Origin of the sequence: Pseudomonas sp. BC42 (assembly GCF_021560055.1) — a bacterium.
GTDB lineage: Bacteria > Pseudomonadota > Gammaproteobacteria > Pseudomonadales > Pseudomonadaceae > Aquipseudomonas.
Genome location: NZ_CP091067.1, coordinates 611,612 through 634,104, shown reverse-complemented (window position 1 = coordinate 634,104; position 22,493 = coordinate 611,612). Strand labels below are relative to the sequence as shown.

Annotated in this window: 19 protein-coding genes and 1 tRNA gene; 15 read left to right on the top strand and 5 right to left on the bottom strand. The window is 60.4% G+C overall.

Annotated elements, in window-relative coordinates; genetic code table 11:
* Positions 1 to 35 precede the first annotated feature (35 nt).
* The 7 genes from apaG to L1O02_RS02910 all read left to right on the top strand — a co-directional run bounded on the left by apaG (position 36) and on the right by L1O02_RS02910 (position 8,114).
* Positions 36 to 416, top strand: a complete 381-nt coding sequence (gene apaG, locus L1O02_RS02940; RefSeq protein ID WP_060841373.1) for a Co2+/Mg2+ efflux protein ApaG — start codon at positions 36 to 38, stop codon at positions 414 to 416.
* Positions 416 to 1,285 carry a symmetrical bis(5'-nucleosyl)-tetraphosphatase gene (locus L1O02_RS02935; protein WP_108545145.1) on the top strand — a complete coding sequence of 290 codons (870 nt, stop codon included), beginning with the start codon at positions 416 to 418 and terminating at the stop codon, positions 1,283 to 1,285. The genes apaG and L1O02_RS02935 overlap by 1 nt, the downstream gene beginning before the upstream one ends.
* A 33-nt stretch (positions 1,286 to 1,318) precedes the next feature.
* The gene (glpE, locus tag L1O02_RS02930; protein WP_060841375.1) at positions 1,319 to 1,648 is read left to right on the top strand and encodes a thiosulfate sulfurtransferase GlpE; all 330 of its coding nucleotides are present in this window, start codon (positions 1,319 to 1,321) and stop codon (positions 1,646 to 1,648) included.
* A 299-nt stretch (positions 1,649 to 1,947) separates the two neighbouring features.
* Positions 1,948 to 3,870, top strand: coding sequence for a PrkA family serine protein kinase (locus tag L1O02_RS02925; protein ID WP_011063831.1), 1,923 nt, complete (start codon positions 1,948 to 1,950; stop codon positions 3,868 to 3,870).
* Positions 3,871 to 3,988: 118 nt separating this feature from the next.
* Complete coding sequence (locus L1O02_RS02920) at positions 3,989 to 5,260, top strand: YeaH/YhbH family protein (RefSeq protein ID WP_060841376.1); 1,272 nt, start codon at positions 3,989 to 3,991, stop codon at positions 5,258 to 5,260.
* Positions 5,257 to 6,819: a SpoVR family protein gene (locus L1O02_RS02915; protein WP_060841377.1), complete on the top strand. Its 1,563-nt coding sequence runs from the start codon at positions 5,257 to 5,259 to the stop codon at positions 6,817 to 6,819. Before L1O02_RS02920 ends, L1O02_RS02915 begins: the two co-directional genes overlap by 4 nt.
* A 65-nt stretch (positions 6,820 to 6,884) precedes the next feature.
* Positions 6,885 to 8,114, top strand: coding sequence for a multifunctional CCA addition/repair protein (locus L1O02_RS02910; RefSeq protein ID WP_060841378.1), 1,230 nt, complete (start codon positions 6,885 to 6,887; stop codon positions 8,112 to 8,114).
* A gap of 52 nt (positions 8,115 to 8,166) precedes the next feature.
* Here the strand turns inward: L1O02_RS02910 and folK are convergent, their stop codons facing one another.
* The gene (gene folK, locus L1O02_RS02905) at positions 8,167 to 8,682 is read right to left on the bottom strand and encodes a 2-amino-4-hydroxy-6-hydroxymethyldihydropteridine diphosphokinase (RefSeq protein WP_060841379.1); all 516 of its coding nucleotides are present in this window, start codon (positions 8,680 to 8,682) and stop codon (positions 8,167 to 8,169) included.
* Positions 8,673 to 9,026, bottom strand: a complete 354-nt coding sequence (gene folB, locus L1O02_RS02900) for a dihydroneopterin aldolase (protein ID WP_060841380.1) — start codon at positions 9,024 to 9,026, stop codon at positions 8,673 to 8,675. Before folB ends, folK begins: the two co-directional genes overlap by 10 nt.
* Before the next feature lie 74 nt (positions 9,027 to 9,100).
* On the opposite strand from folB, the gene plsY reads away from it, so the two are divergent.
* Complete coding sequence (plsY, locus tag L1O02_RS02895; protein ID WP_060841381.1) at positions 9,101 to 9,670, top strand: glycerol-3-phosphate 1-O-acyltransferase PlsY; 570 nt, start codon at positions 9,101 to 9,103, stop codon at positions 9,668 to 9,670.
* 45 nt (positions 9,671 to 9,715) lie between these two features.
* On the opposite strand, the gene tsaD is transcribed toward plsY, so the two are convergent.
* Positions 9,716 to 10,741, bottom strand: coding sequence for a tRNA (adenosine(37)-N6)-threonylcarbamoyltransferase complex transferase subunit TsaD (gene tsaD / locus L1O02_RS02890; protein WP_060841382.1), 1,026 nt, complete (start codon positions 10,739 to 10,741; stop codon positions 9,716 to 9,718).
* 200 nt (positions 10,742 to 10,941) lie between these two features.
* Between tsaD and rpsU the strand changes: the two genes are divergently transcribed.
* A complete protein-coding gene (rpsU, locus tag L1O02_RS02885; RefSeq protein WP_002551877.1) occupies positions 10,942 to 11,157 on the top strand; it encodes a 30S ribosomal protein S21 in 216 nt (71 codons plus the stop codon).
* 336 nt (positions 11,158 to 11,493) lie between these two features.
* On the opposite strand, the gene L1O02_RS02880 is transcribed toward rpsU, so the two are convergent.
* A complete protein-coding gene (locus L1O02_RS02880; RefSeq protein ID WP_159426288.1) occupies positions 11,494 to 11,640 on the bottom strand; it encodes a hypothetical protein in 147 nt (48 codons plus the stop codon).
* Between L1O02_RS02880 and dnaG the strand changes: the two genes are divergently transcribed.
* The 4 genes from dnaG (at position 11,639) to L1O02_RS02860 (ending at position 19,474) form a co-directional block, all read left to right on the top strand.
* Positions 11,639 to 13,612 (top strand): DNA primase, encoded by a 1,974-nt coding sequence (dnaG, locus tag L1O02_RS02875; protein WP_108545169.1) that lies wholly within the window; start codon positions 11,639 to 11,641, stop codon positions 13,610 to 13,612. The two genes, L1O02_RS02880 and dnaG, sit on opposite strands and share 2 nt — an antisense overlap.
* A 67-nt stretch (positions 13,613 to 13,679) precedes the next feature.
* Positions 13,680 to 15,527 (top strand): RNA polymerase sigma factor RpoD, encoded by a 1,848-nt coding sequence (rpoD, locus tag L1O02_RS02870; protein WP_016967955.1) that lies wholly within the window; start codon positions 13,680 to 13,682, stop codon positions 15,525 to 15,527.
* Positions 15,528 to 15,638: 111 nt separating this feature from the next.
* Positions 15,639 to 19,382 (top strand): EAL domain-containing protein, encoded by a 3,744-nt coding sequence (locus L1O02_RS02865; RefSeq protein ID WP_235759518.1) that lies wholly within the window; start codon positions 15,639 to 15,641, stop codon positions 19,380 to 19,382.
* Positions 19,383 to 19,397: 15 nt separating this feature from the next.
* Positions 19,398 to 19,474, top strand: a tRNA-Ile gene (locus L1O02_RS02860).
* Positions 19,475 to 19,582: 108 nt separating this feature from the next.
* On the opposite strand, the gene L1O02_RS02855 is transcribed toward L1O02_RS02860, so the two are convergent.
* Entirely contained in the window at positions 19,583 to 20,488 is a 906-nt protein-coding gene (locus tag L1O02_RS02855; RefSeq protein WP_060841385.1) for a LysR family transcriptional regulator, read from the bottom strand.
* 116 nt (positions 20,489 to 20,604) lie between these two features.
* Here L1O02_RS02855 and L1O02_RS02850 point away from each other — a divergent pair, with 116 nt between their 5' ends.
* Together L1O02_RS02850 and L1O02_RS02845 are read left to right on the top strand one after the other, a co-directional pair.
* Complete coding sequence (locus tag L1O02_RS02850; RefSeq protein ID WP_060841386.1) at positions 20,605 to 21,447, top strand: type 1 glutamine amidotransferase domain-containing protein; 843 nt, start codon at positions 20,605 to 20,607, stop codon at positions 21,445 to 21,447.
* A gap of 221 nt (positions 21,448 to 21,668) precedes the next feature.
* Positions 21,669 to 22,382: a type 1 glutamine amidotransferase domain-containing protein gene (locus tag L1O02_RS02845; protein ID WP_235759516.1), complete on the top strand. Its 714-nt coding sequence runs from the start codon at positions 21,669 to 21,671 to the stop codon at positions 22,380 to 22,382.
* Positions 22,383 to 22,493: the final 111 nt, after the last annotated feature.

Genomic DNA, 22,493 nt, shown 5'->3' with positions numbered 1-22,493 from the left:
GTCCCGCGCCCCGCTTTGCTTTAAAGGCCTCTTGCATGTCCGATCCTCGTTATCAGGTCGATGTCAGCGTCGTCACCCGCTTTCTGGCAGACCAATCGCAACCCGAGCAGAACCGCTTCGCATTCGCCTACACCATCACCGTTCATAACAATGGCTCGCTCCCGGCCAAGCTGCTGTCCCGGCACTGGGTGATCACCGACGGCGACGGTCACGTGGAAGAAGTGCGCGGCGCCGGCGTGGTTGGCCAGCAACCGCTGATCGCCGCCGGCAAAAGCCACACCTACAGTAGCGGCACCGTGATGACCACCCGGGTCGGCAACATGCAGGGCAGCTACCAGATGCTCGCCGAAGACGGCAAACAGTTCGACGCCATCATCGCGCCCTTCCGCCTGGCGGTCCCCGGAGCCCTGCACTGATGGCAACTTACGCTGTCGGCGACCTGCAAGGCTGCCTGGAGCCACTGCAGTGCCTGCTTGAACAAGTCGCCTTCGACCCGGCCCGGGATCGCCTGTGGCTGGTGGGCGACCTGGTCAACCGTGGCCCGCAGTCGCTGGAAACCCTGCGCTACCTGTACTCGATCCGCGATTCGCTGGTCTGCGTGCTGGGCAATCATGACCTGCACCTGCTGGCCGCCTGGCGCAACATCGAGCGCTTGAAAAAGTCCGACACCTTGCGCGAGATCCTTGAGGCCCCCGACCGCGAAGAGCTGCTGCAGTGGTTGCGCCAGCAAAAACTGCTGCACTACGACGAAGCCCGCCATGTGGCCCTGGTGCATGCCGGCATCGCCCCTCAGTGGTCGCTGAAAAAGGCCCTCAAATGCGCCGCCGAGGTGGAAGAGGCGCTGCGCGACGACAACCTCTTCGAACCCTTTCTGGACGGCATGTACGGCAACGACCCGGCGAAATGGGACAGTGACCTCAAAGGCGTGACCCGCCTGCGGGTCATCACCAACTATTTCACCCGCATGCGCTTCTGCACCAGCGAGGGCAAGCTCGATCTCAAGAGCAAGGAAGGACTGGATACCGCCCCGGCGGGCTATGCCCCCTGGTTCAGTCACAAGGAGCGCAAGACCCGGGACCTGAAGATCATCTTCGGCCACTGGGCGGCCCTGGAAGGCCATAGCAACCAACCCGGCATTTTCGCCCTCGACAGCGGCTGCGTCTGGGGCGGCGCCATGACCCTGCTGAATGTCGACAGCGGCGTGCGCCTGACCTGTGATTGCGATGCTCAGGGACACGCCGCACACCCTTCCCCCAACCCCTTGCCTGTCTCGGCAAAGCGCTAGTCGGCGCTGACTATCAAGCTCCAGGAGCCCGCCATGAGCGAATTCAAACGCATTCCCCCAGAACAGGCCCAGGCGCTGCGCGAGCAAGGTGCCGTGGTGGTGGACATCCGCGACCCGCAAACCTATGCCCTGAGCCATATCAGCGGCTCGCAGCATCTGGATAATCACTCCATTTCCGACTTCATTCGCAACGCCGATCTGGACGCCCCGCTGGTGGTGGTCTGCTATCACGGAAACTCCAGCCAGAGCGCCGCCGCGTATCTGGTGAGCCAGGGTTTTTCCGATGTCTACAGCCTCGACGGCGGCTTCGAGCTGTGGCGCAGCACCTACCCGACGGAAACCGCCCAAGGCGGCGCCGAATAATTTTTTTCCTCAGCTCCAGCCCGCGTACTACGTGGGCTGACGCGCCACCGGACGAACGGTAGTGCGCAACTAATTCCCCATCTCGCCTTGACCTCCCGGATTCCGAACTATCCTTAGCCTCAGGCCATCCAAATCAGGGGAGAGCCGGTACACCGGCGAGTGGGTCATCGGTACTAGCTTTCAAGGTCGATAGCTTTGGAAGTGTTCTGGGGGGTAAACGGCAACTGGATTTTCAGTTGCTCGCCAGCACTTGACTGACTGATCCGACGCCGGCTCAACGTATCGAGCGAGGTGACGTCATGAGTATTTTTAGCCACTTCCAACAGCGCTTCGAATCCACACGCCAGGAAGAGTTCTCACTGCAGGAATACCTGGAGCTGTGCAAGAAGGACCGAAGCGCCTACGCATCCGCCGCCGAACGCCTGCTATTGGCCATCGGCGAGCCGGAACTGCTGGACACTTCGACCAACTCGAGGCTGTCACGAATCTTTTCCAACAAGGTGATCCGGCGTTATCCGGCCTTTGAAGACTTCCATGGCATGGAAGAATGCATCGACCAGATCGTCTCCTACTTCCGACATGCCGCTCAGGGCCTGGAAGAGAAGAAGCAGATCCTCTACCTCCTGGGTCCGGTGGGCGGTGGTAAATCGTCCCTGGCCGAGAAGCTCAAGCAACTGATCGAAAAAGTGCCCTTCTACGCCATCAAGGGTTCCCCGGTCTTCGAATCGCCACTGGGGCTGTTCAACGCCACGGAAGATGGCGCGATTCTCGAAGAAGACTTCGGCATTCCCCGGCGCTATCTCAACACCATCATGTCGCCCTGGGCCACCAAGCGCCTGTCGGAGTTTGGCGGTGACATCAGCCAGTTCCGCGTGGTGAAGCTGTACCCGTCGATTCTCAACCAGATCGCCGTGGCCAAGACCGAGCCCGGGGACGAGAACAACCAGGACATTTCGGCACTGGTCGGCAAGGTGGATATCCGCAAGCTGGAAGAATTCCCGCAGAACGATGCCGATGCCTACAGCTACTCCGGGGCACTGTGCCGGGCCAACCAGGGCCTGATGGAATTCGTCGAGATGTTCAAGGCCCCCATCAAGGTGCTGCACCCATTGCTGACCGCCACCCAGGAAGGCAACTACAACAGCACCGAGGGACTGGGGGCGATCCCCTTCACCGGCATCCTGCTGGCCCACTCCAACGAATCGGAGTGGCACACCTTCCGCAACAACAAGAACAACGAAGCCTTCATCGACCGGATCTATATCGTCAAGGTGCCTTACTGCCTGCGCGTCACCGATGAGGTGAAGATCTACGACAAGCTGCTGTTCAACAGCTCCCTGGCCAAGGCCCATTGCGCCCCCGACACCCTGAAAATGCTGGCGCAGTTCACTGTGCTGTCGCGCCTCAAGGAGCCGGAGAACTCCAACATCTACTCGAAGATGCGGGTCTATGACGGTGAAAACCTGAAGGACACCGATCCCAAGGCCAAGTCGATCCAGGAATACCGCGACAGCGCCGGCGTAGATGAAGGGATGAATGGCCTGTCGACCCGGTTCGCTTTCAAGATCCTGTCGAAAGTCTTCAACTTCGACCCCCATGAAGTGGCGGCCAACCCGGTGCACCTGCTGTACGTGCTGGAACAGCAGATCGAGCAGGAACAGTTCCAGGCGGAAACCCGCGAGCGTTACCTGCGTTTCCTCAAGGAATACCTGGCGCCGCGCTATATCGAGTTCATCGGCAAGGAGATCCAGACCGCTTACCTGGAGTCCTACAGCGAGTACGGCCAGAACATCTTCGACCGCTACGTGCTTTATGCAGACTTCTGGATTCAGGATCAGGAATACCGCGATCCGGAAACCGGCGAGATCCTCAATCGCGTGGCCCTCAACGAGGAGCTGGAGAAGATCGAAAAACCGGCCGGCATCAGCAACCCGAAAGATTTCCGCAACGAGATCGTCAACTTCGTCCTGCGTGCCCGGGCCAACAACAACGGCAAGAACCCCACCTGGCTCAGCTACGAAAAACTGCGGGTGGTCATCGAGAAGAAAATGTTCTCCAACACCGAGGACCTGCTGCCGGTCATCAGCTTCAACGCCAAGGCCAGCAAGGAGGATCAACAGAAACACAACGACTTCGTCACACGAATGGTCGAGCGCGGCTACACCGACAAACAGGTTCGGCTGCTGTCCGAATGGTATCTGCGGGTCAGAAAATCGCAGTGATGCAGCTGCAAGCTTCTAGCTACGAGTTGCAAGCGCGATGCTGCGGAGCCCTCCCGGGCCCCGCCGCTACGCCGCTTGCGGCTTGAGGCTTATGTCTTGAAGCTCCCCGGAGGGGCCCATGAGCTATGTGATCGACCGACGTCTCAACGGCAAGAACAAGAGCACGGTGAACCGCCAGCGCTTCCTGCGGCGTTACCGTGACCATATTAAAAAGGCCGTCGAAGAGGCCGTCAGCCGCCGCTCCATCACCGACATGGAGCACGGCGAACAAATCAGCATTCCCGGGCGGGATATCGACGAACCGGTGCTGCACCACGGCCGTGGCGGCAAGCAGACCGTGGTCCATCCCGGGAACAAGGAATTTACCGCCGGCGAACATATCGCCAGGCCTCAGGGCGGCGGCGGTGGCGGCGGCCGCGGCAAGGCCGGCAACTCCGGCGAAGGCATGGACGAATTCGTCTTCCAGATTACCCAGGAAGAATTCCTCGAGTTCATGTTCGAAGACCTGGAACTGCCCAACCTGGTCAAACGCAACCTGACCGGCACCGACACCTTCAAGACCGTGAGAGCGGGGATCAGCAACGAAGGCAACCCGTCGCGGATCAACATCATCCGCACCTTGCGCTCGGCCCACGCCCGACGCATTGCCCTGTCCGGCAGCAGCCGGGCCAAGCTGCGGGAGGTGAAAGAAGAGCTGGAACGCCTGAAACGCGAAGAACCGGACAACTTCGGCGATATTCAGGAACTTGAAGCAGAAATCGAACGCCTTAGCGCGCGCATTCATCGCGTGCCTTTTCTCGACACCTTCGACCTCAAGTACAACCTGTTGGTGAAACAGCCCAACCCCAGCTCCAAGGCGGTGATGTTCTGCCTGATGGACGTCTCCGGCTCCATGACCCAGGCCACCAAGGACATTGCCAAACGCTTCTTCATCCTTTTGTACCTGTTCCTCAAGCGCAACTACGACAAGATCGACGTGGTTTTCATCCGCCATCACACCAGTGCCCGTGAAGTGGACGAGGAAGAGTTCTTCTATTCCAGGGAAACCGGCGGGACCATTGTCTCCAGTGCCCTGAAACTGATGCAGGAGATCATGGCCGAGCGCTATCCAAGCAACGAATGGAACATCTACGCCGCACAGGCTTCCGACGGCGACAACTGGAACGATGACTCGCCCATCTGCCGCGACATCCTGATCAACCAGATCATGCCTTTCGTGCAGTACTACACCTACGTGGAGATCACTCCACGAGAGCACCAGGCCCTGTGGTTCGAATACGAACGTATCGCCGAGGCCTTCTCCGACACGTTCGCCCAGCAACAATTGGTTTCGGCCGGCGATATCTATCCGGTCTTCCGTGAACTCTTCCAGCGCAGGTTAGTGACATGACCGCCAGAGAGCAGAAGCGCCAACCTATCTCCACCGGCTCGGAATGGACGTTCGAGCTGATCCAGGCCTACGACCGCGAAATCAGCCGTATCGCGGCTCGCTATGCCCTGGATACCTACCCCAACCAGATCGAAGTGATCACCGCCGAGCAGATGATGGATGCCTATGCCTCGGTTGGCATGCCCTTGGGTTATCACCATTGGTCCTACGGCAAGCACTTTCTCAGCACCGAAAAGTCCTACAGCCGCGGGCAGATGGGACTGGCCTACGAGATCGTGATCAACTCAGACCCTTGCATCGCCTACCTGATGGAGGAGAACACCATCTGCATGCAGGCCCTGGTCGTTGCGCATGCCTGCTATGGCCACAACAGCTTCTTCAAGGGCAACTACCTGTTCCGCACCTGGACCGATGCCAGCTCGATCATCGATTACCTGGTGTTCGCCAAGCAGTACATCATGCAGTGCGAGGAGCGCCATGGCATCGATGCCGTGGAGGATCTGCTGGACTCCTGCCATGCCCTGATGAACTACGGCGTCGATCGCTACAAGCGGCCTTACCCGATCTCCGCCGAGGAAGAACGGCGCCGCCAGAAGGACCGGGAAGAGCACCTGCAGAAACAGATCAACGATCTGTGGCGCACCATTCCCAAAGGCGCGGACAAATACAGCGACAAGGACAATGCTCGCTTCCCCGCCGAGCCTCAGGAAAACATCCTGTACTTCATTGAAAAGCACGCCCCCCTGCTGGAGCCCTGGCAGCGGGAGATCGTGCGCATCGTGCGCAAGATCGCCCAGTACTTCTACCCGCAGCGCCAGACCCAGGTAATGAACGAGGGCTGGGCAACCTTCTGGCACTACACCCTGATGAATGACCTGTATGACGAAGGCCTAGTGACCGACGGCTTCATGATGGAATTCCTCGCCTCCCATACCAGCGTGGTTTACCAGCCGGGCTTCGACAGTCCTTACTACAACGGCATCAATCCCTACGCCCTGGGCTTTGCCATGTACCGCGACATCCGCCGCATATGCGAGGAACCCACGGAAGAGGACCGTCGCTGGTTCCCGGAACTGGCTGGCACCGACTGGCTGTCGAGCATCAAATTCGCCATGAGCAGCTTCAAGGACGAGAGCTTCATCCTGCAGTACCTGTCACCCAAGGTGATCCGTGATCTCAAGCTGTTCAGCATCATGGACGACGACCAGAAGGACGACCTGCTGGTGCCGGCGATCCATGACGAAAGCGGCTATCGGATCATCCGCGAAACCCTGGCCGCGCAATACAACCTGGGCAACCGGGAACCCAACGTGCAGATCTGGAGCATCGACCGCCGCGGCGACCGCTCACTGACCCTGCGCCACCAGCAACATGATCGCAAACCCCTTGGCGACTCCACCGACGAGGTACTCAAGCACCTGCACCGCCTGTGGGGCTTCGACATTCACCTGGAAACCCTGCAGGGCGATCAAGTGGTGAAAACCCATCACGTCCCGCCAAGAAGCGATCACAACGAAAACGACTACGGTCGGCTGGACCTGGCAGTCATCCACCTCTGAGTCCAACAACAGTCCTCCGTCAGCGCGACACAAGAGTTATTCTGTCGCGCTAACGGAGGTTTTTTATGCGGATTTACAAAGTCGGCGGCGCAGTACGCGATCGCTTGCTGGGCAGGCCGGTCACCGATATCGATTGGGTGGTAGTCGGTGCCAGCGCAGAAGACATGATCGCTCAGGGCTTTCGCCCGGTTGGCGCCGATTTTCCGGTGTTTCTGCACCCCAAGAATGGCGAGGAATACGCCCTGGCCCGAACCGAGCGCAAGAGCGGACGGGGTTACGGCGGATTCACCTTCCACGCCAGCCCGGAAGTCACCCTGGAAGAAGACCTGATTCGCCGCGACCTGACGATCAACGCCATGGCCGAGGATGATCAGGGTGTCGTGACCGACCCATATAACGGCCAGAAGGATCTTCAAGAACGGCTGTTACGTCATGTTTCCCCGGCATTCGCCGAAGATCCCCTTCGAGTACTGCGGGTAGCGCGATTCGCCGCGCGCTATGCCGGCCTGGGTTTCAGGGTGGCCGCAGAGACGCTCGAACTGATGCGAGAACTCAGTGAGTCAGGCGAGCTGCAGGCCCTCACCGCGGAGCGCAGCTGGAAGGAGATTTCCCGGGCCCTGATGGAAGAACAGCCCCAGGTCTTCATCCAGGTGCTCCGGGACTGCGGTGCCCTGGCGGTGCTGATGCCCGAGGTCGACGCCCTGTTCGGCGTTCCCCAGCCAGCCGCGCACCATCCGGAGATAGACACCGGCCTGCACACCCTCAGCGTTTTGCAGCAAGCGGCACTGCACCATCAGCCCCTCTCGGTACGCTGGGCCTGCCTGCTGCACGACCTGGGCAAAGGCCTTACCCCCGAGCAGGAGTGGCCACGGCACATCGGACACGAACACAAGGGTCTGGAGCTGATCAAGGCCGTCAGCGAGCGGTTCAAGGTGCCACGGGAATGCCAGGAACTGGCATTGCTGGTAGGCCAGTACCACACCCACGCCCACAAGGCGCAGGAACTGAAGGCCTCGACACTGCTAGAGCTGCTGCAAAGCTTTGACGTGTTCCGTCGCCCGCAGCGCTTCGAAGAGTTCATTGCCGCTTGCGAGATGGATGCCCGCGGACGGTTGGGATTGGAGTCGCGCCCCTACCCCCAAGCGGACTATCTGCGCGGCGCGGCCAATGTGGCCCGGGCAGTGGCGGTCCAGCCGTTGCTTGAGCAAGGCTTCAAAGGCCCGGCACTGGGCGAAGCGCTGAGACTGGAACGACTGAAAGCGCTCAAGGCCTACAAGGAGCCGCCCACACCTTGAGCCCCGCGGGCAAGGCACAAGCCTTGCCCGCCTCACGAGCCGAGGCTGGGGACTAAAGCCCGGGAGGCGTCAGTTGCCGGCCCCGCCATTCGAACGGCACCGGCGCCAACACCTGATCGATCTGCGCTTCATGCCAGAGCGCCGCCAGGCTCTTGCCGGCCAGCGGATGCACTCGCTCAGGGGCCATCAGCGACAACGGCCAAAGCACGAAGGCATTCTTCAGGATCTCTGCCCGAGGCAGGATCAGACCATCGAAATTGCCGGTCAGATCGCCATACAGCAGCACATCGATGTCCAGCGGCAAGCCTTTGCGGTCCGGAGCATAGCGGCCGTTGTCCGCCTCGATGAACTTCAAGCGCCGATCCAGTTCAATCAACGGCAGATCGGTATAGCCCGACACCACCAGATTGAAGAACGGGCCGCTCTTGATCCCCACCGGCTGGCTCTCGAACACCGCCGAGCAACGCATATCCACCAGAAAGCCGGCCAGGGCATCAAGCCCGGCGCACAGGTGAACTTCACGCTCGATATTGCTACCGAGCCCCAGAAACACCTGAGTCAGCGACATCCGCGCTCGATCTCCACGCCCACGCCCGCGGCAGCCGGAACGGCACCCGGCTTGGTCAGTTTCAAATGCAGCCACGGAATATGGAATTCGCTCATCAGCACTTCGGCAAGACGCTCGGCAAAGGTTTCCACCAACTGGTACTGGGCCTGCTCGGCAAACGCCTGGATCCGCGTGGAAACGCTGGCGTAATCCAGCGCCAGCGTCAGATCATCCCCAGCGGCGGCCGGGCGATTATCCCAGGCAAAGCTCAGATCAAGACGCAGGCACTGTCGGATGCCACGCTCCCAGTCGTAGGCTCCAATCACGGTGTCCACTTCCAGTCCTTCGATAAACACTCTGTCCAAGCACTCTTCTCCGCAGCACGACAAGGGCGCAATGCGCCGTTAGAATCAGGGCGTCCTCGCCCGGAATAGTTAGCATGTTTTGGTTACTGGCGATTCTCGCCTACCTGCTTGGCTCTCTGTCCTTCGCCATTTTGCTCAGCCGCCTGACGGGTAATCCCGATCCGCGAATGAGTGGCTCGGGTAATGCCGGCGCCACCAACATGCTGCGCCTGGCCGGCAAGAAACTCGCAGTCCTGACCCTGCTGGGGGATCTCTGCAAGGGCTTGGTGCCCGTGCTGATCGCGCACCTTGCGGGACTCTCGCTGCAACAACAGGCCTGGGTCGGACTCTACGCCGTCCTTGGCCACCTGTTCCCTTTGTACTTCCGCTTTCGCGGCGGCAAAGGTGTCGCCACCGCCGCCGGCATGCTGCTGGGGCTTTATCCTCCAGCCGCCCTGCTGGCCGTCGCCGCCTGGGCGCTGACCTTCTACCTCACCCGTACCAGCTCACTGGCCGCCCTGATCGCCACGCCCCTGACCCTGCCGCTGCTGGCCTGGCAGGCGCCCGAAGCGCTGCTGCCGATGAGCGTACTGACGCTGCTGATCGTCTGGCGCCATCGCGGCAATCTACGCGACCTGTTTGCCGGCCGCGAACGGCATTTCTAAGTCCTCGACGATCAAAAGACTCAAGCTTACGCCGCCGCGCACCCTCTAAAGGGCCGACAACTGCTCCATCGGCCAACGCGCCTGCACAGTGATTGCCAGGCTTTCCTGCTGCCCGGCCTGCAAACGCTGACAACCGGCAAAGGCGATCATCGCGCCGTTATCGGTGCAGAACTGGGGGCGAGCATAGAACACATTGCCGCTCATCTCCGCGAGCATCTTTTCCAGAGCCTCGCGCAAGGCCTTGTTCGCGCTCACGCCCCCGGCGATCACCAAGCGCTTGAGGCCGGTCTGCTTCAGTGCGCGCTTGCACTTGATGGTCAAAGTCTCCACCACTGCCTGCTGGAACGCGAGGGAGATGTCGCAACGGGTTTGCTCACCGTCGTCTCCAGCGCTGACGCACTGCTGCCAGGTGTTGAGGGCAAAGGTCTTCAAGCCGCTGAAACTGAAATCGAGGCCAGGACGATCGGTCATCGGCCGGGGGAAGACAAACCGCCCCGGTACGCCTTGAGTGGCCAGGCGCGCAATTTCAGGGCCGCCGGGATAATTCAGACCGATCATCTTCGCGGTCTTGTCGAACGCCTCGCCCGCCGCATCATCCAGCGTCTCGCCCAGCAGCTCGTATTGGCCGATGCCATCGACCCGAACCAGCTGGGTATGACCGCCGGACACCAACAAGGCGACGAACGGGAATTCCGGTGGCTGCTCTTCCAGCATTGGCGCCAGTAGGTGACCTTCCATGTGATGCACGCCCAGGGCTGGAATGCCCCAGGCGAACGCCAGCGCCTGGGCGCAGGAAGCCCCGACCAGCAGCGCGCCGACCAAGCCGGGACCGGCCGTATAGGCAATGGCATCGATCTCGGTGGGCACACAGTCGGCCTCAGCCAGAACCTGACGGATCAGCGGCAGCATGCGCTTGACGTGATCACGGGAAGCCAGCTCCGGCACCACGCCGCCGTAGACGCGGTGCAGGTCGATCTGGCTGAACAGCGCATCGGCCAAAAGGCCGCGCTCGCTGTCGTAAAGCGCGACGCCGGTTTCGTCGCAGGAGGTTTCTAATCCCAGTACTAGCATGGGTTTGCGCCTTGTAGAGGCTGAATTCGAAGGCGCGCATAATAGTCGCCACTCCCGCGCCCGACCAGCGGTTTTCGATCAGAGGCTTTGCATTCCGAGCGTTGAGGGGTTAACATCCGCAACCCTTAAAAACCGACGACCTCAGCCGCGATTTTTGCGACGAGAACGTTGACCCCGGTAATGAATGAAGGTAGCTCTGGATGCCAGCCGTCAAAGTTAAAGAGAACGAACCCTTCGACGTAGCTCTGCGTCGTTTCAAGCGCTCCTGCGAAAAAGCCGGTGTTCTGGCTGAAGTTCGTAGCCGCGAATTTTACGAGAAGCCGACTTCCGAGCGTAAGCGCAAAGCAGCTGCTGCTGTTAAGCGTCACGCCAAGAAAGTTCAGCGCGAACAGCGCCGCGCCGTACGTCTGTACTAATACACAGACGTTCGCTGCAAGCTTCTGCCAAGCCCGGCCCTCAGCCGGGCTAATGGCATTTGCGGAATACGCTTGATGCTTCACCGTCGAAGCCGCCCATGCGACCCAGACGAATCTGCTTCACCACGTCAGACCTGGCTCTTGCCAGCGGTGCACGTCTTTTCTGACGAGCCTTCCAAGGCTACTGACGAGCACACCCTTACTGATTCCTACAGACGATCAGCCCAAGGCGCACTTCTCCGGCGCCCGCTTAATGAGCTATCCGAGGCCACCCAAAGGCCACTGTCGGACTCAGCGCAATACCTTCAAATAGTCGAATACTGATAGAAACTAACGTCAGTGGACGTTCGGCAGATACACTTCCCGACTGCGATCACGCCGAAAACCCGGACCGAGCCGCGCAACCTTCACGCCTCGCTGCATCCGGTCTTTCGACAGCGTCGCCAGGGCTATTTTTTCCCGCAGTGATGACGAGAACGCCATGGCCGGGCTCATTCCCCAGAGCTTTATTGACGACCTTCTGAACCGCACCGACATCGTCGATGTCGTCAGCTCGCGCCTGCAGATCAAGAAAGCCGGCAAGAACTACACCGCCTGTTGCCCGTTCCACAAGGAAAAGACCCCTTCCTTCAGCGTCAGCCCCGACAAGCAGTTCTACTACTGCTTCGGCTGTGGCGCGGGCGGCAACGCCCTCGGCTTCATCATGGACCACGACAACCTGGACTTCCCCCAGGCCGTCGAGGAACTGGCGAAAGCCGCCGGCATGGAGATTCCCCGCGAGGAAAGCACTCGCGGCCAGCGCAAACCCCGACAGCCCACGGACTCCCCGCTCTATCCCCTGCTCACTGCCGCTGCCGACTACTATCGCCAGGCCCTGAAAAGCCACCCGGCACGCAAGGCGGCGGTGGACTACCTCAAGGGACGTGGCCTCACCGGCGAGATCGCCCGCGACTTCGGCCTGGGCTTCGCCCCGCCCGGCTGGGACAACCTGTTCAAGCATCTGAGCAGCGACACCCTGCAGCAAAAAGCCATGATCGACGCCGGCCTGCTGATTGAAAACGCCGAGACCGGCAAACGCTATGACCGCTTTCGCGACCGGGTGATGTTTCCCATCCGCGATACCCGCGGCCGGATCATTGCCTTTGGCGGCCGGGTGCTGGGGGACGACAAACCCAAGTACCTGAACTCCCCGGAAACCCCGGTGTTTCACAAAGGCCAGGAACTCTACGGCCTGTACGAGGCCCGCAAGAACAACCGCAACCTCGACGAAATCATCGTCGTCGAGGGCTACATGGACGTGATTGCCCTGGCCCAGCAAGGGCTGCGCAATGCCGTCGCGACCCTGGGCACCGCCACCAGCGAGGAACACCTCAAGCGCCTGTTCCGCATCGTGCCCAACGTACTGTTCTGCTTCGACGGCGACCAGGCCGGACGCAAGGCCGCCTGGCGCGCCCTGGAAGCCACCCTGAGCTGCCTGCAGGACGGACGCCGCGCACGCTTCCTGTTCCTTCCGGAAGGCGAAGACCCGGACACCCTGGTGCGCTCCGAAGGCACCGACGCCTTCCGCGCGCGGATCAATCAGCACGCGCAGCCGTTGGCGGATTACTTTTTCCAGCAACTGATCGACGAAGCAGACCCGCGCTCTCTGGAAGGCAAGGCCCACCTGGCCACGCTGGCTGCGCCGCTGATCGAAAAGATCCCTGGCGCCAACCTGCGCACCCTGATGCGCCAGCGCCTCAGCGAGATCACCGGCCTGACCAGCGAAACCGTCACGCAACTGGTCCACAACGCCGCGCCGGAAGCGCCGCCAGCCTACGACGCCGGCATTGATTACGACGCAATGCCGGATTACGCCGACTACCATGAGCCCCACCAGGAAACCTACGTCCCTCAACAGGAGTGGACGCCGAAGAAAAATGGCGGCGGCAAGAAGTGGGAAAACAAGCCCTGGGACAAGAACGGCAAGGGCAGGCGCCAGGGCGATCGCGACCAGCCCAGGGGCCCGCGGGTCCCGGCAGCGGTGGAGCCTCCGACACTGGCAGCCCTGCGCACCTTGCTGCATCACCCGCAGTTGGCAGAAAAAGTTGAAGATGCCGGGCACTTTGCCGATGACGACAACATCAATACACAGTTGCTGGTCGCCCTGATCGAAGCCGTGCAGAAAAATCCTAAGCTACGCTCTATTCATCAGTTGATGGCGCGCTGGCACGGTACTCAGCAGGGCCACCTGCTGACTGCTCTGGCAGAAAAAGAGTGGTTGATCGACGGAGATAACCTTGAACAACAGTTTTTCGACACCATTAATAGCTTGTCCGCTCGCCAACGCGAGCGTGTTTTAGACCAACTTCTCAGGAAATCGCGTCAAAGCGAGCTCAGCAGCGAAGAGAAAATTCAGCTGGTTGAGCTTTTAAAACGCAATGTTCCCGCATCGAACCCGACCTCAACTGGCGCGTGAGGTCATAGCTCGGGTATAATCCTCGGCTTGTTTTTTGCCCGCCAAGACCTTCAGTGGATAGGGTGTTATGTCCGGAAAAGCGCAACAGCAGTCTCGCCTCAAAGAGTTGATCAGCCGTGGACGTGAGCAGGGTTACCTGACTTACGCGGAGGTCAACGACCACCTGCCGGAGGATATTTCAGATCCGGAACAGGTGGAAGACATCATCCGCATGATCAACGACATGGGGATCAACGTATTCGAGAGTGCTCCGGATGCGGATGCCCTTTTGTTGGCCGAAGCCGACACCGACGAAGCAGCAGCTGAAGAAGCCGCCGCAGCGTTGGCGGCTGTGGAAACCGACATTGGTCGCACTACCGACCCAGTGCGCATGTACATGCGCGAAATGGGCACGGTAGAGCTGCTCACACGTGAAGGCGAAATCGAAATCGCCAAGCGTATCGAAGAGGGCATCCGTGAAGTGATGGGCGCAATCGCGCACTTCCCTGGCACGGTTGATCACATCCTCGCCGAATACACTCGCGTCACCACCGAAGGTGGCCGCCTGTCTGACGTTCTCAGCGGGTACATCGATCCGGACGACGGTATTACGCCGCCTGCCGCCGAAGTGCCGCCGCCTGTCGACACCAAAACCGCGAAGGCGGATGACGACAGCGACGACGAAGAAGCTGAAGCGACCGAAGACGAAGAAGAGGCCGAAAGCGGTCCGGATCCTGTTATCGCCGCACAGCGCTTTGGCGCTGTCGCCGATCAGATGGAGATCACCCGCAAGGCGCTGAAGAAGCACGGCCGCGAGAACAAGCAAGCCATCGCCGAAATGCTGGCCCTGGCCGAATTGTTCATGCCGATCAAACTGGTTCCGAAGCAATTCGAAGGCCTGGTTGAACGTGTACGCAGCGCCCTGGATCGCCTGCGTCAGCAAGAGCGCGCCATCATGCAGCTCTGCGTGCGTGATGCCCGCATGCCGCGTGCCGACTTCCTGCGCCAGTTCCCGGGCAACGAAGTGGATGAAAGCTGGACCGACGCCCTGGCCAAAGGCAAGACCAAATACGCCGAAGCCATTGCCCGCCTGCAGCCGGACATCATCCGTTGCCAGCAGAAGCTGACCGCTCTTGAAGTCGAAACCGGCTTGAAGATCGCCGAGATCAAGGACATCAACCGTCGCATGTCGATCGGTGAGGCCAAGGCCCGCCGCGCGAAGAAAGAGATGGTTGAAGCCAACTTGCGTCTGGTGATCTCCATCGCCAAGAAGTACACCAACCGTGGCCTGCAATTCCTCGATCTGATCCAGGAAGGCAACATCGGCTTGATGAAAGCGGTGGACAAGTTCGAATACCGTCGCGGCTACAAGTTCTCGACCTATGCCACCTGGTGGATCCGTCAGGCGATCACTCGCTCGATTGCCGACCAGGCCCGCACCATCCGTATTCCGGTGCACATGATCGAGACGATCAACAAGCTCAACCGCATTTCCCGGCAGATGCTGCAGGAAATGGGTCGTGAACCGACGCCGGAAGAGCTGGGCGAACGCATGGAAATGCCTGAGGACAAGATCCGCAAGGTATTGAAGATCGCCAAAGAGCCGATCTCCATGGAAACCCCGATCGGTGATGACGAAGACTCCCATCTGGGCGACTTCATCGAAGACTCGACCATGCAGTCGCCAATCGATGTGGCCACCGTTGAGAGCCTCAAAGAAGCGACCCGCGAAGTACTCTCCGGCCTCACTGCCCGTGAAGCCAAGGTCCTGCGCATGCGCTTCGGCATCGACATGAATACCGACCACACCCTCGAGGAGGTTGGTAAGCAGTTCGACGTGACCCGTGAACGGATTCGTCAGATCGAAGCCAAGGCGCTGCGCAAGCTGCGCCACCCGACGCGAAGCGAGCATCTGCGCTCCTTCCTCGACGAGTAAGCCCAAGACCCCCAGCCCAGCTGGGGGTTTTGCTTTTTGCAGATCCTCGCTCTCCCTCGCCGCATAGCCCGTCTACACTCGAAACATTCCCCGTGCCATAACGAGACGGTTATGCCCAGACTGTCGGCCATGCTACTGCTGGCGCTGCTTACCTGGACGGCAACGGCTGGCGCGCTGACTCTCACCGATGAAGAACGTGGCTGGCTCAAGGCTCACCCGCAACTGCGCCTGGGGGTAGATGCCTCCTGGCCGCCATTCGAATATCGAGACGAGGAAGGTCGCTACCAGGGCCTTGCAGCGGACTACATCCACCTGATCCAGGAACGCCTGTCGGTGAGCCTGACGCCCATCGAGCCCGCCAGCTGGACCGAGGTGCTCGAGGACGCCAAGCAGGGCAAGCTGGACCTGCTGCCCGGGATCATGTCGACCCCGGAGCGCCAGAGCTACATGGCGTTCACCCGCCCCTACCTTGATTTCCCCATCGTCATCCTCGCCCACAGCGGCGGCGCGCAACCGCGCAACCTTCAGGATCTTTACGGCCTGAAAGTGGCCGTGGTGGAAAACTACGCCCCCCACGAACTGCTGCGCACCCATCATCCGGACCTGAACCTGGTCGCCCTGCCCAACATCAGTTCCGCACTGCAGGCCCTGGCCACCGACGAAGTGGACGCCGTGGTCGGTGACCTGGCCTCCAGCGTCTGGAGCCTGCGCCAGCTCAAGCTCGAGGGCCTGTATGTCAGCGGCGAAACCCCCTATCGCTACCAGTTGGCGATGGGCGTCCCGCGCGACAGCAAGATCCTGGTGGGCATTCTCGACAAGGTGCTGGCCGACCTCAGCCCCGATGAAATCAGTGCCATTCAGCAACACTGGGTCGGCAGCGTACTCGACCATCGAACCTTCTGGTCCGACGTGCTGCTCTACGGGCTGCCCGGGCTGCTCCTGCTGGTCACCGTGCTCGCGGTGGTGATCCGTATCAACCGCCGCCTGAGCTCGGAGATCTCCCGCAGGGTGGCCCTGGAACAGGAGCTGCGCAGCAGTGAATACCACTATCGCAGCCTGGTGGAGAGCCTGTCCGCCATCGCCTGGGAAGCCCGCGTCAGCGACTTCACCTACAGCTACGTCTCGCCCCACGCCGAAGCGCTGCTGGGCTATCCCCTAGCTCACTGGCTGGTTCCCGGGTTCTGGCGCAACATCATCCACCCCGCCGACCTGACCCGGGCCCAGGCGTTCTGCGACCATGAGGTCCAGGCCGGGCGCGACCACAGCCTCGACTACCGGGTGATCACCGCCGACGGTCGCTGTCTCTGGGTACGCGACATCGTCAGCCTGATCGAGCACGGCCAGGAACCGGTGATGCGCGGGCTGATGATCGACATCAGCGAAGCCAAGCACACCGAAGAAGCGCTACGCCTGTCCGAGCAGAAGTTCGCTTCGGTGTTCCAGCAGTGCCCGGACATCCTGGTCATCGCACGCCTGTCCGACGGCTGCCTGCTGGAGGTCAACAAAGCCTTCGAGGAACAGATCGGCCTGAGTGCCGAAACGGTCATCGGCCAGACCGCCACCGAGCTGAACATCTGGGGGATCCCGGGGGTCGGCCCCAGCCTCTTGCAGCGCTTGCAGGCCGGCAGCATCCGCAACCTGGAGATGCCCTTTCGCCGCCACGGTGGCCAGCTGTTCACCGGGCTGATCTCCGCCGAGCCCTTTGACCTCGACACCACCCCGGCGCTGGTGGTGGTGGTGCGCGATATCAGCCAGCTCAAGGAAACCCAGCAGCAACTGCAGACCTCCGAAGAGAAGTTCGCCAAAGCCTTCCACGCCTCCCCGGATGGACTGCTGTTGAGCCGCCAGCGCGATGGCCTGCTGATCGAGGTCAACGAGGGCTTCAGTCGCATCACCGGCTTCAATAGCGCCGTGTCGCTGGACCGCTCGACTCTGGAACTGGGGATCTGGGTCAATCTCAACGAACGCAAACAGATGCTCGATCTGCTGCAACGCGACGGCTACGTCCGCGACTTCCGTTGCCATATTCGCCGCAACGATGGCCAGATCCGCCTTTGCGAGCTGTCCAGCCGGCCGCTGCCCATTGGCGAAGAAGACTGCATGCTGACCATCGCCCGGGACATTACCGATCGCCAGCAAATGCAGGAAAAACTGCAACAGGCCGCCACAGTGTTCGAAAGCACCGCCGAGGGCGTGATGATCACCGATACCCAGCAGCGCATCAGCGCGGTCAATCGGGCCTTCAGCGAAATCACCGGCTACAGCGAAAGTGAAACCCTGGGCCAGACCCCGCGCCTGCTGGCATCGGGGCTGCACGACAGCGCCTTCTACGCCGCGATGTGGCATCAACTGACCCTGGAAGGCCACTGGCAGGGCGAGATTTCCAACCGCCGCAAGAACGGCGAGCTCTACCCCAACTGGTTGACCATCAACGCCGTGCGCAACAAGGAGCGGCAGATCACCCATTTCGTGGCGGTGTTCGCCGATATCTCCAGCCTCAAGCACGCCCAGGCACGGCTCGACTATCAGGCCCACCACGACCCCCTGACCGGCCTGCCCAATCGCACCCTGTTCGAAAGTCGCCTGCTGGCCGCGCTCAACGGCCAGCAGGACAGCGGCGGCCAGGGCGCGGTGCTGTTCCTCGACCTGGATCGCTTCAAGCACATCAACGACAGTCTCGGCCACCCGGTGGGCGATCTGCTGCTCAAGGGCATTGCCGTGCGCCTCAAGGAACAGCTACGAGACATCGACACCGTGGCTCGCCTGGGCGGGGACGAATTCATCATCCTGCTGCCCGGGCTGCACCAGGCCAGCGATGCCGACCACATTGCCACCAAGTTGCTGAACTGCTTCACCGCGCCGTTCCAGGCCGGTGAACATGAGTTCTTCATCAGCGCCAGCATCGGCACCAGCCTCTACCCCAAGGACGGTTGCGACGTCGCCACCCTGATCAAGAACGCCGATGCCGCCATGTACCGCTCCAAGGCCAAGGGCCGCAACCGCGTGGAACGCTACACCCGCGACCTGACCGCCCAGGCCAGCGAGCGGGTGGCCCTGGAACACGAACTGCGTCGGGCCATCGAACGCGATGAGCTGTCGCTGTACTTCCAGCCCAAGATCAGCCTCAGCAGCCACGAACTGGTGGGCGCCGAGGCGCTGATCCGCTGGCATCACCCCACCTTCGGCGATGTCCCGCCCGAGCACTTCATTCCCCTGGCCGAAGAAAACGGCATGATCCTGCTGATCGGCGACTGGGTCCTGGAACAGGCCTGCCAGCACCTGCATAGCTGGAACCAGCACTACGAGCACTTCGGACCGCTGTCGGTGAACCTGGCCGGCGCCCAGTTGCGCCAACCCAATCTCCTGGGCCGCATCGAACAACTGCTGCGCGACTACGACCTGCAGCCTGGTTTGCTGCAGCTGGAGATCACCGAGAACTTCATCATGAGCCAGGCCGAAGAAGCCCTGGAGGTGCTGCATCAGCTCAAGCGCCTGGGGGTGCAACTGGCCATCGACGACTTCGGCACCGGCTACTCGTCCCTGAGCTACCTCAAGCGCCTGCCCCTGGACTTCCTCAAGATCGACCAGTCCTTCGTCCGTGGCCTGCCGGACGACCCCCACGACGTGGCCATCGTCCGCGCCATCATCGCCCTGGGTCGCAGCATGCAATTCACGGTGATCGCCGAAGGGGTGGAAAACCATGACCAACAGACCTTCCTCGCCCAGGAAGGCTGCGAGCAGATCCAGGGCTACATCGTCAGCCTGCCCCTTGAGGCAGATGAGTTCTGCGAGACCTTCCTGCAGATCCGGGTTTCCGATTTTTCGGATAGCACAGCCGAGAAACCATCGTTATAATCCGCCGCCTACTGAGGGCCTATAGCTCAGTTGGTTAGAGCAGAGGACTCATAATCCTTTGGTCCACGGTTCAAGTCCGTGTGGGCCCACCAAATTGAAAGCCGCGCAATGCGCGGCTTTCGCGCTTCTACGGTTCGAAAGACCTCGAATTAAAATCTGCTAACCGTCCACAAAACGTCCACATCAGCCGCTTGAATCGCTCAGGCTTGGGTGTTGTCCAGGATGAACTCGATCAGCGCCCGGGATGCGGCTGACAATTGCCGGTGAGGCGGGTAAATAATCGAGAACGGCCGACTGCGCCCACTCAATTGCGCAAGTATTTCCACCAATTGCCCGCGCTGAATTTTGTCCCGGACGATGAAATCATAGGTCTGGCAGATGCCCAGACCGCTTTCCGCCAGCGAAACGATCCCCAGAACATCATCCGAAACCTCCACATTGGCTTGCGGCAGCCATTCGATATTTTTCCCGTCAAGACAGAACAACCACGATCCGACCTTGCCACTGCTGGGCATGATGAATGGCAGACAAACGTGCTCGCCTAACATCTCAAGCGTCGTAGGGATGCCGGCGCGAGCCAGGTATTGGGGAGACGCGACGAGGCAAAGCCGCGCATCTTCCAGTTTGCGGCCCACCAGACCACTGTCCGGCAACTGCCCCAGACGAATCGCCAGATCGTAGCCTTCGGCGACTAGGTCGACATTGCGATTGGTGATGCTCAGTTCCACCCGCACAGCCGGGTATTGCCGGGCAAACTCACTGAGCAGCGGTGGCAGACGATGATGCCCGTAAGTCGTTGGGACGCTCATCCGAACGCGCCCGCTCAACTCGCCTTCCTGGCCGCAAATATTGCGCTCCGCCTCTTCAATCTGTGAAAAGGCCAAACGGGTTTGTTCCAGGTACAACTTGCCGGCGTCTGTCAGGCTGAGCCTTCGGGTAGTACGTCGCAACAATTGCACGCCAAGGCGCGACTCGAGCCTCGTCAACGCCCGGCTGAGCACCGAAGGCGTGGTCGCCAGGGCAGTGGCAGCAGCACTGACAGTGCCCTGCTCCACCACGCGAATAAAGGCTTCCACATCCCCAAGATGGTCAAATCTACGCGCCATTATTGCCTACAAAGTCCAAATGAATTCCATTTTAGGTAGTTTATCGCCAAATCATACATCAATAGAGTATCCAGGCAGGGGCGGCAACCGTTCGCCCGATAAATTCTGGACACGACATGAGAAAACTGACCCGTATTGCATTAGCCATGGCCCTCGCCAGCACCAGCCTGGCAGCCAGCGCTGACAACGTGCTTGTGGTGCTTTCCGATTCGGCGAAGCTCGATTTGAAGGACGGCAAGGTCTTTGCCACCGGCTTCTACCTGAACGAGCTTTTGCAACCGGTAAAGATGCTGCTCGACGCGGGCCATAACGTCACCTTTGCTACCCCGAACGGCAACGCGCCGACAGTGGACAAAACGTCCATCGATAAAATGTACTTCAACAACGATGAGGCAGCGCTTCAGACCTATAAGAACTTGCTTGATCAACTGAAACTGACCTTGCCGGAACAGTCACCGGTCATCAGCCTTTCTCGGGTAGAGCAGATTGGTTATGCGCACTTTGATGCGGTCTACATTCCCGGCGGCCACGCCCCCATGCAGGACCTGCTCCACAGCCGTCAGCTGGGTCGCTTGCTGGCGAATTTCCATGGACAAGACAAGACCACCGCACTCGTCTGCCATGGCCCGATCGCCCTGCTGTCGACCTTGCCTGACGCCGAAAAATTCACCCGCCAACTCCAGAGTGCGAAACCTGAGAGGGGCAGCGCCGACTGGATTTATGCGGGCTACAAGATGACCGTTATCAGCAATAAGGAAGAGGAAGAAGCCAAAGGTCTGCTCAACGGTGGTGTTATGAAGTTCTACCCGCAAACCGCGCTGGAACAAGCCGGTGGGGTGTACCGCAGCAACACTTCCAATTGGACGCCTAATGTGGTCATCGATCGCGAGTTGATCACTGGCCAGAATCCAGCCTCGGCCATTGAGGTCGGCAAGGCACTGCTCGATCGATTGAAATAACACGACTGCAGCACTGCGCCCTCCCTCGACCCCGGTTTCTGACGGGTATTTGGAGCACTGTAATGAAACCTCACACTGTCCTTATTACTGGTGCGTCAGTCGGTAAAGCGACTTTCTAACGACAACATTTGCGGCTCAGCCGCTCCAGCGAATTCCCCGACTGTGCCAGTGGGCACTGCCACCGGCATTGCTCCTTCAGCTTGAACTCTAGAGAAAAAATCATGACGCCCTCATCCGCAAACCAACACAAACCACTATTGATGGTCCTCACCAGCCACGCCAGCAAAGGCGATGGTGGCGGGCCGACTGGCTTTTACCTCGCCGAAGTCACCCACCCGCTTGCCGTACTCGAAGCGGCCGGCTTTACAATCGAGTTCGCCTCGATCCAGGGCGGCGAACCTCCGGTCGATGGTCTCGACCTGAATGATGTCACCAACGCACGCTACTGGAACGACAGTCGCTTTCGCGCCGCCATTGCCAACACACAACGCCTGGACGCCCTGGATGCGTCGAAGTACGCCGCTATCTTCTTTACCGGCGGCCACGGTGCGATGTGGGATTTCCCGACTAGCCGTGCCGTGCAAAGCATGACCCGCGACCTCTTCGAAGCCGGTGGTGCAGTGGCCGCAGTCTGTCACGGCCCCGCGGCACTGGTGAACGTGACGCTCAGCGATGGCAGCTACCTGGTTGCCGGCAAAAACCTCAGTGCGTTTACCGACGACGAAGAACGTGCGGTCAAGCTCGACAACATCGTGCCTTTCTTGCTGGCCAGTACCCTGAGTGCGCGTGGTGCGCATCATCACGGCGCAGCAAACTGGACTGCCAACGTGGTGGTCGATGGTCGGCTCGTCACGGGACAAAACCCTCAATCCGCCACCGGAGTGGGTGAAGCGCTACGCGATCTGCTGCTCGCTCAGCCAAGCTGTTATCGCTGATGCAGAATTAACCCGGATGCCGACTTAACGCTGCACCATTAGTGGTCAGCTCAAATTCAGACCTGCTAATACTTACAACGCCAAGGCAGGCCCCTGGGCACCACCGCCATC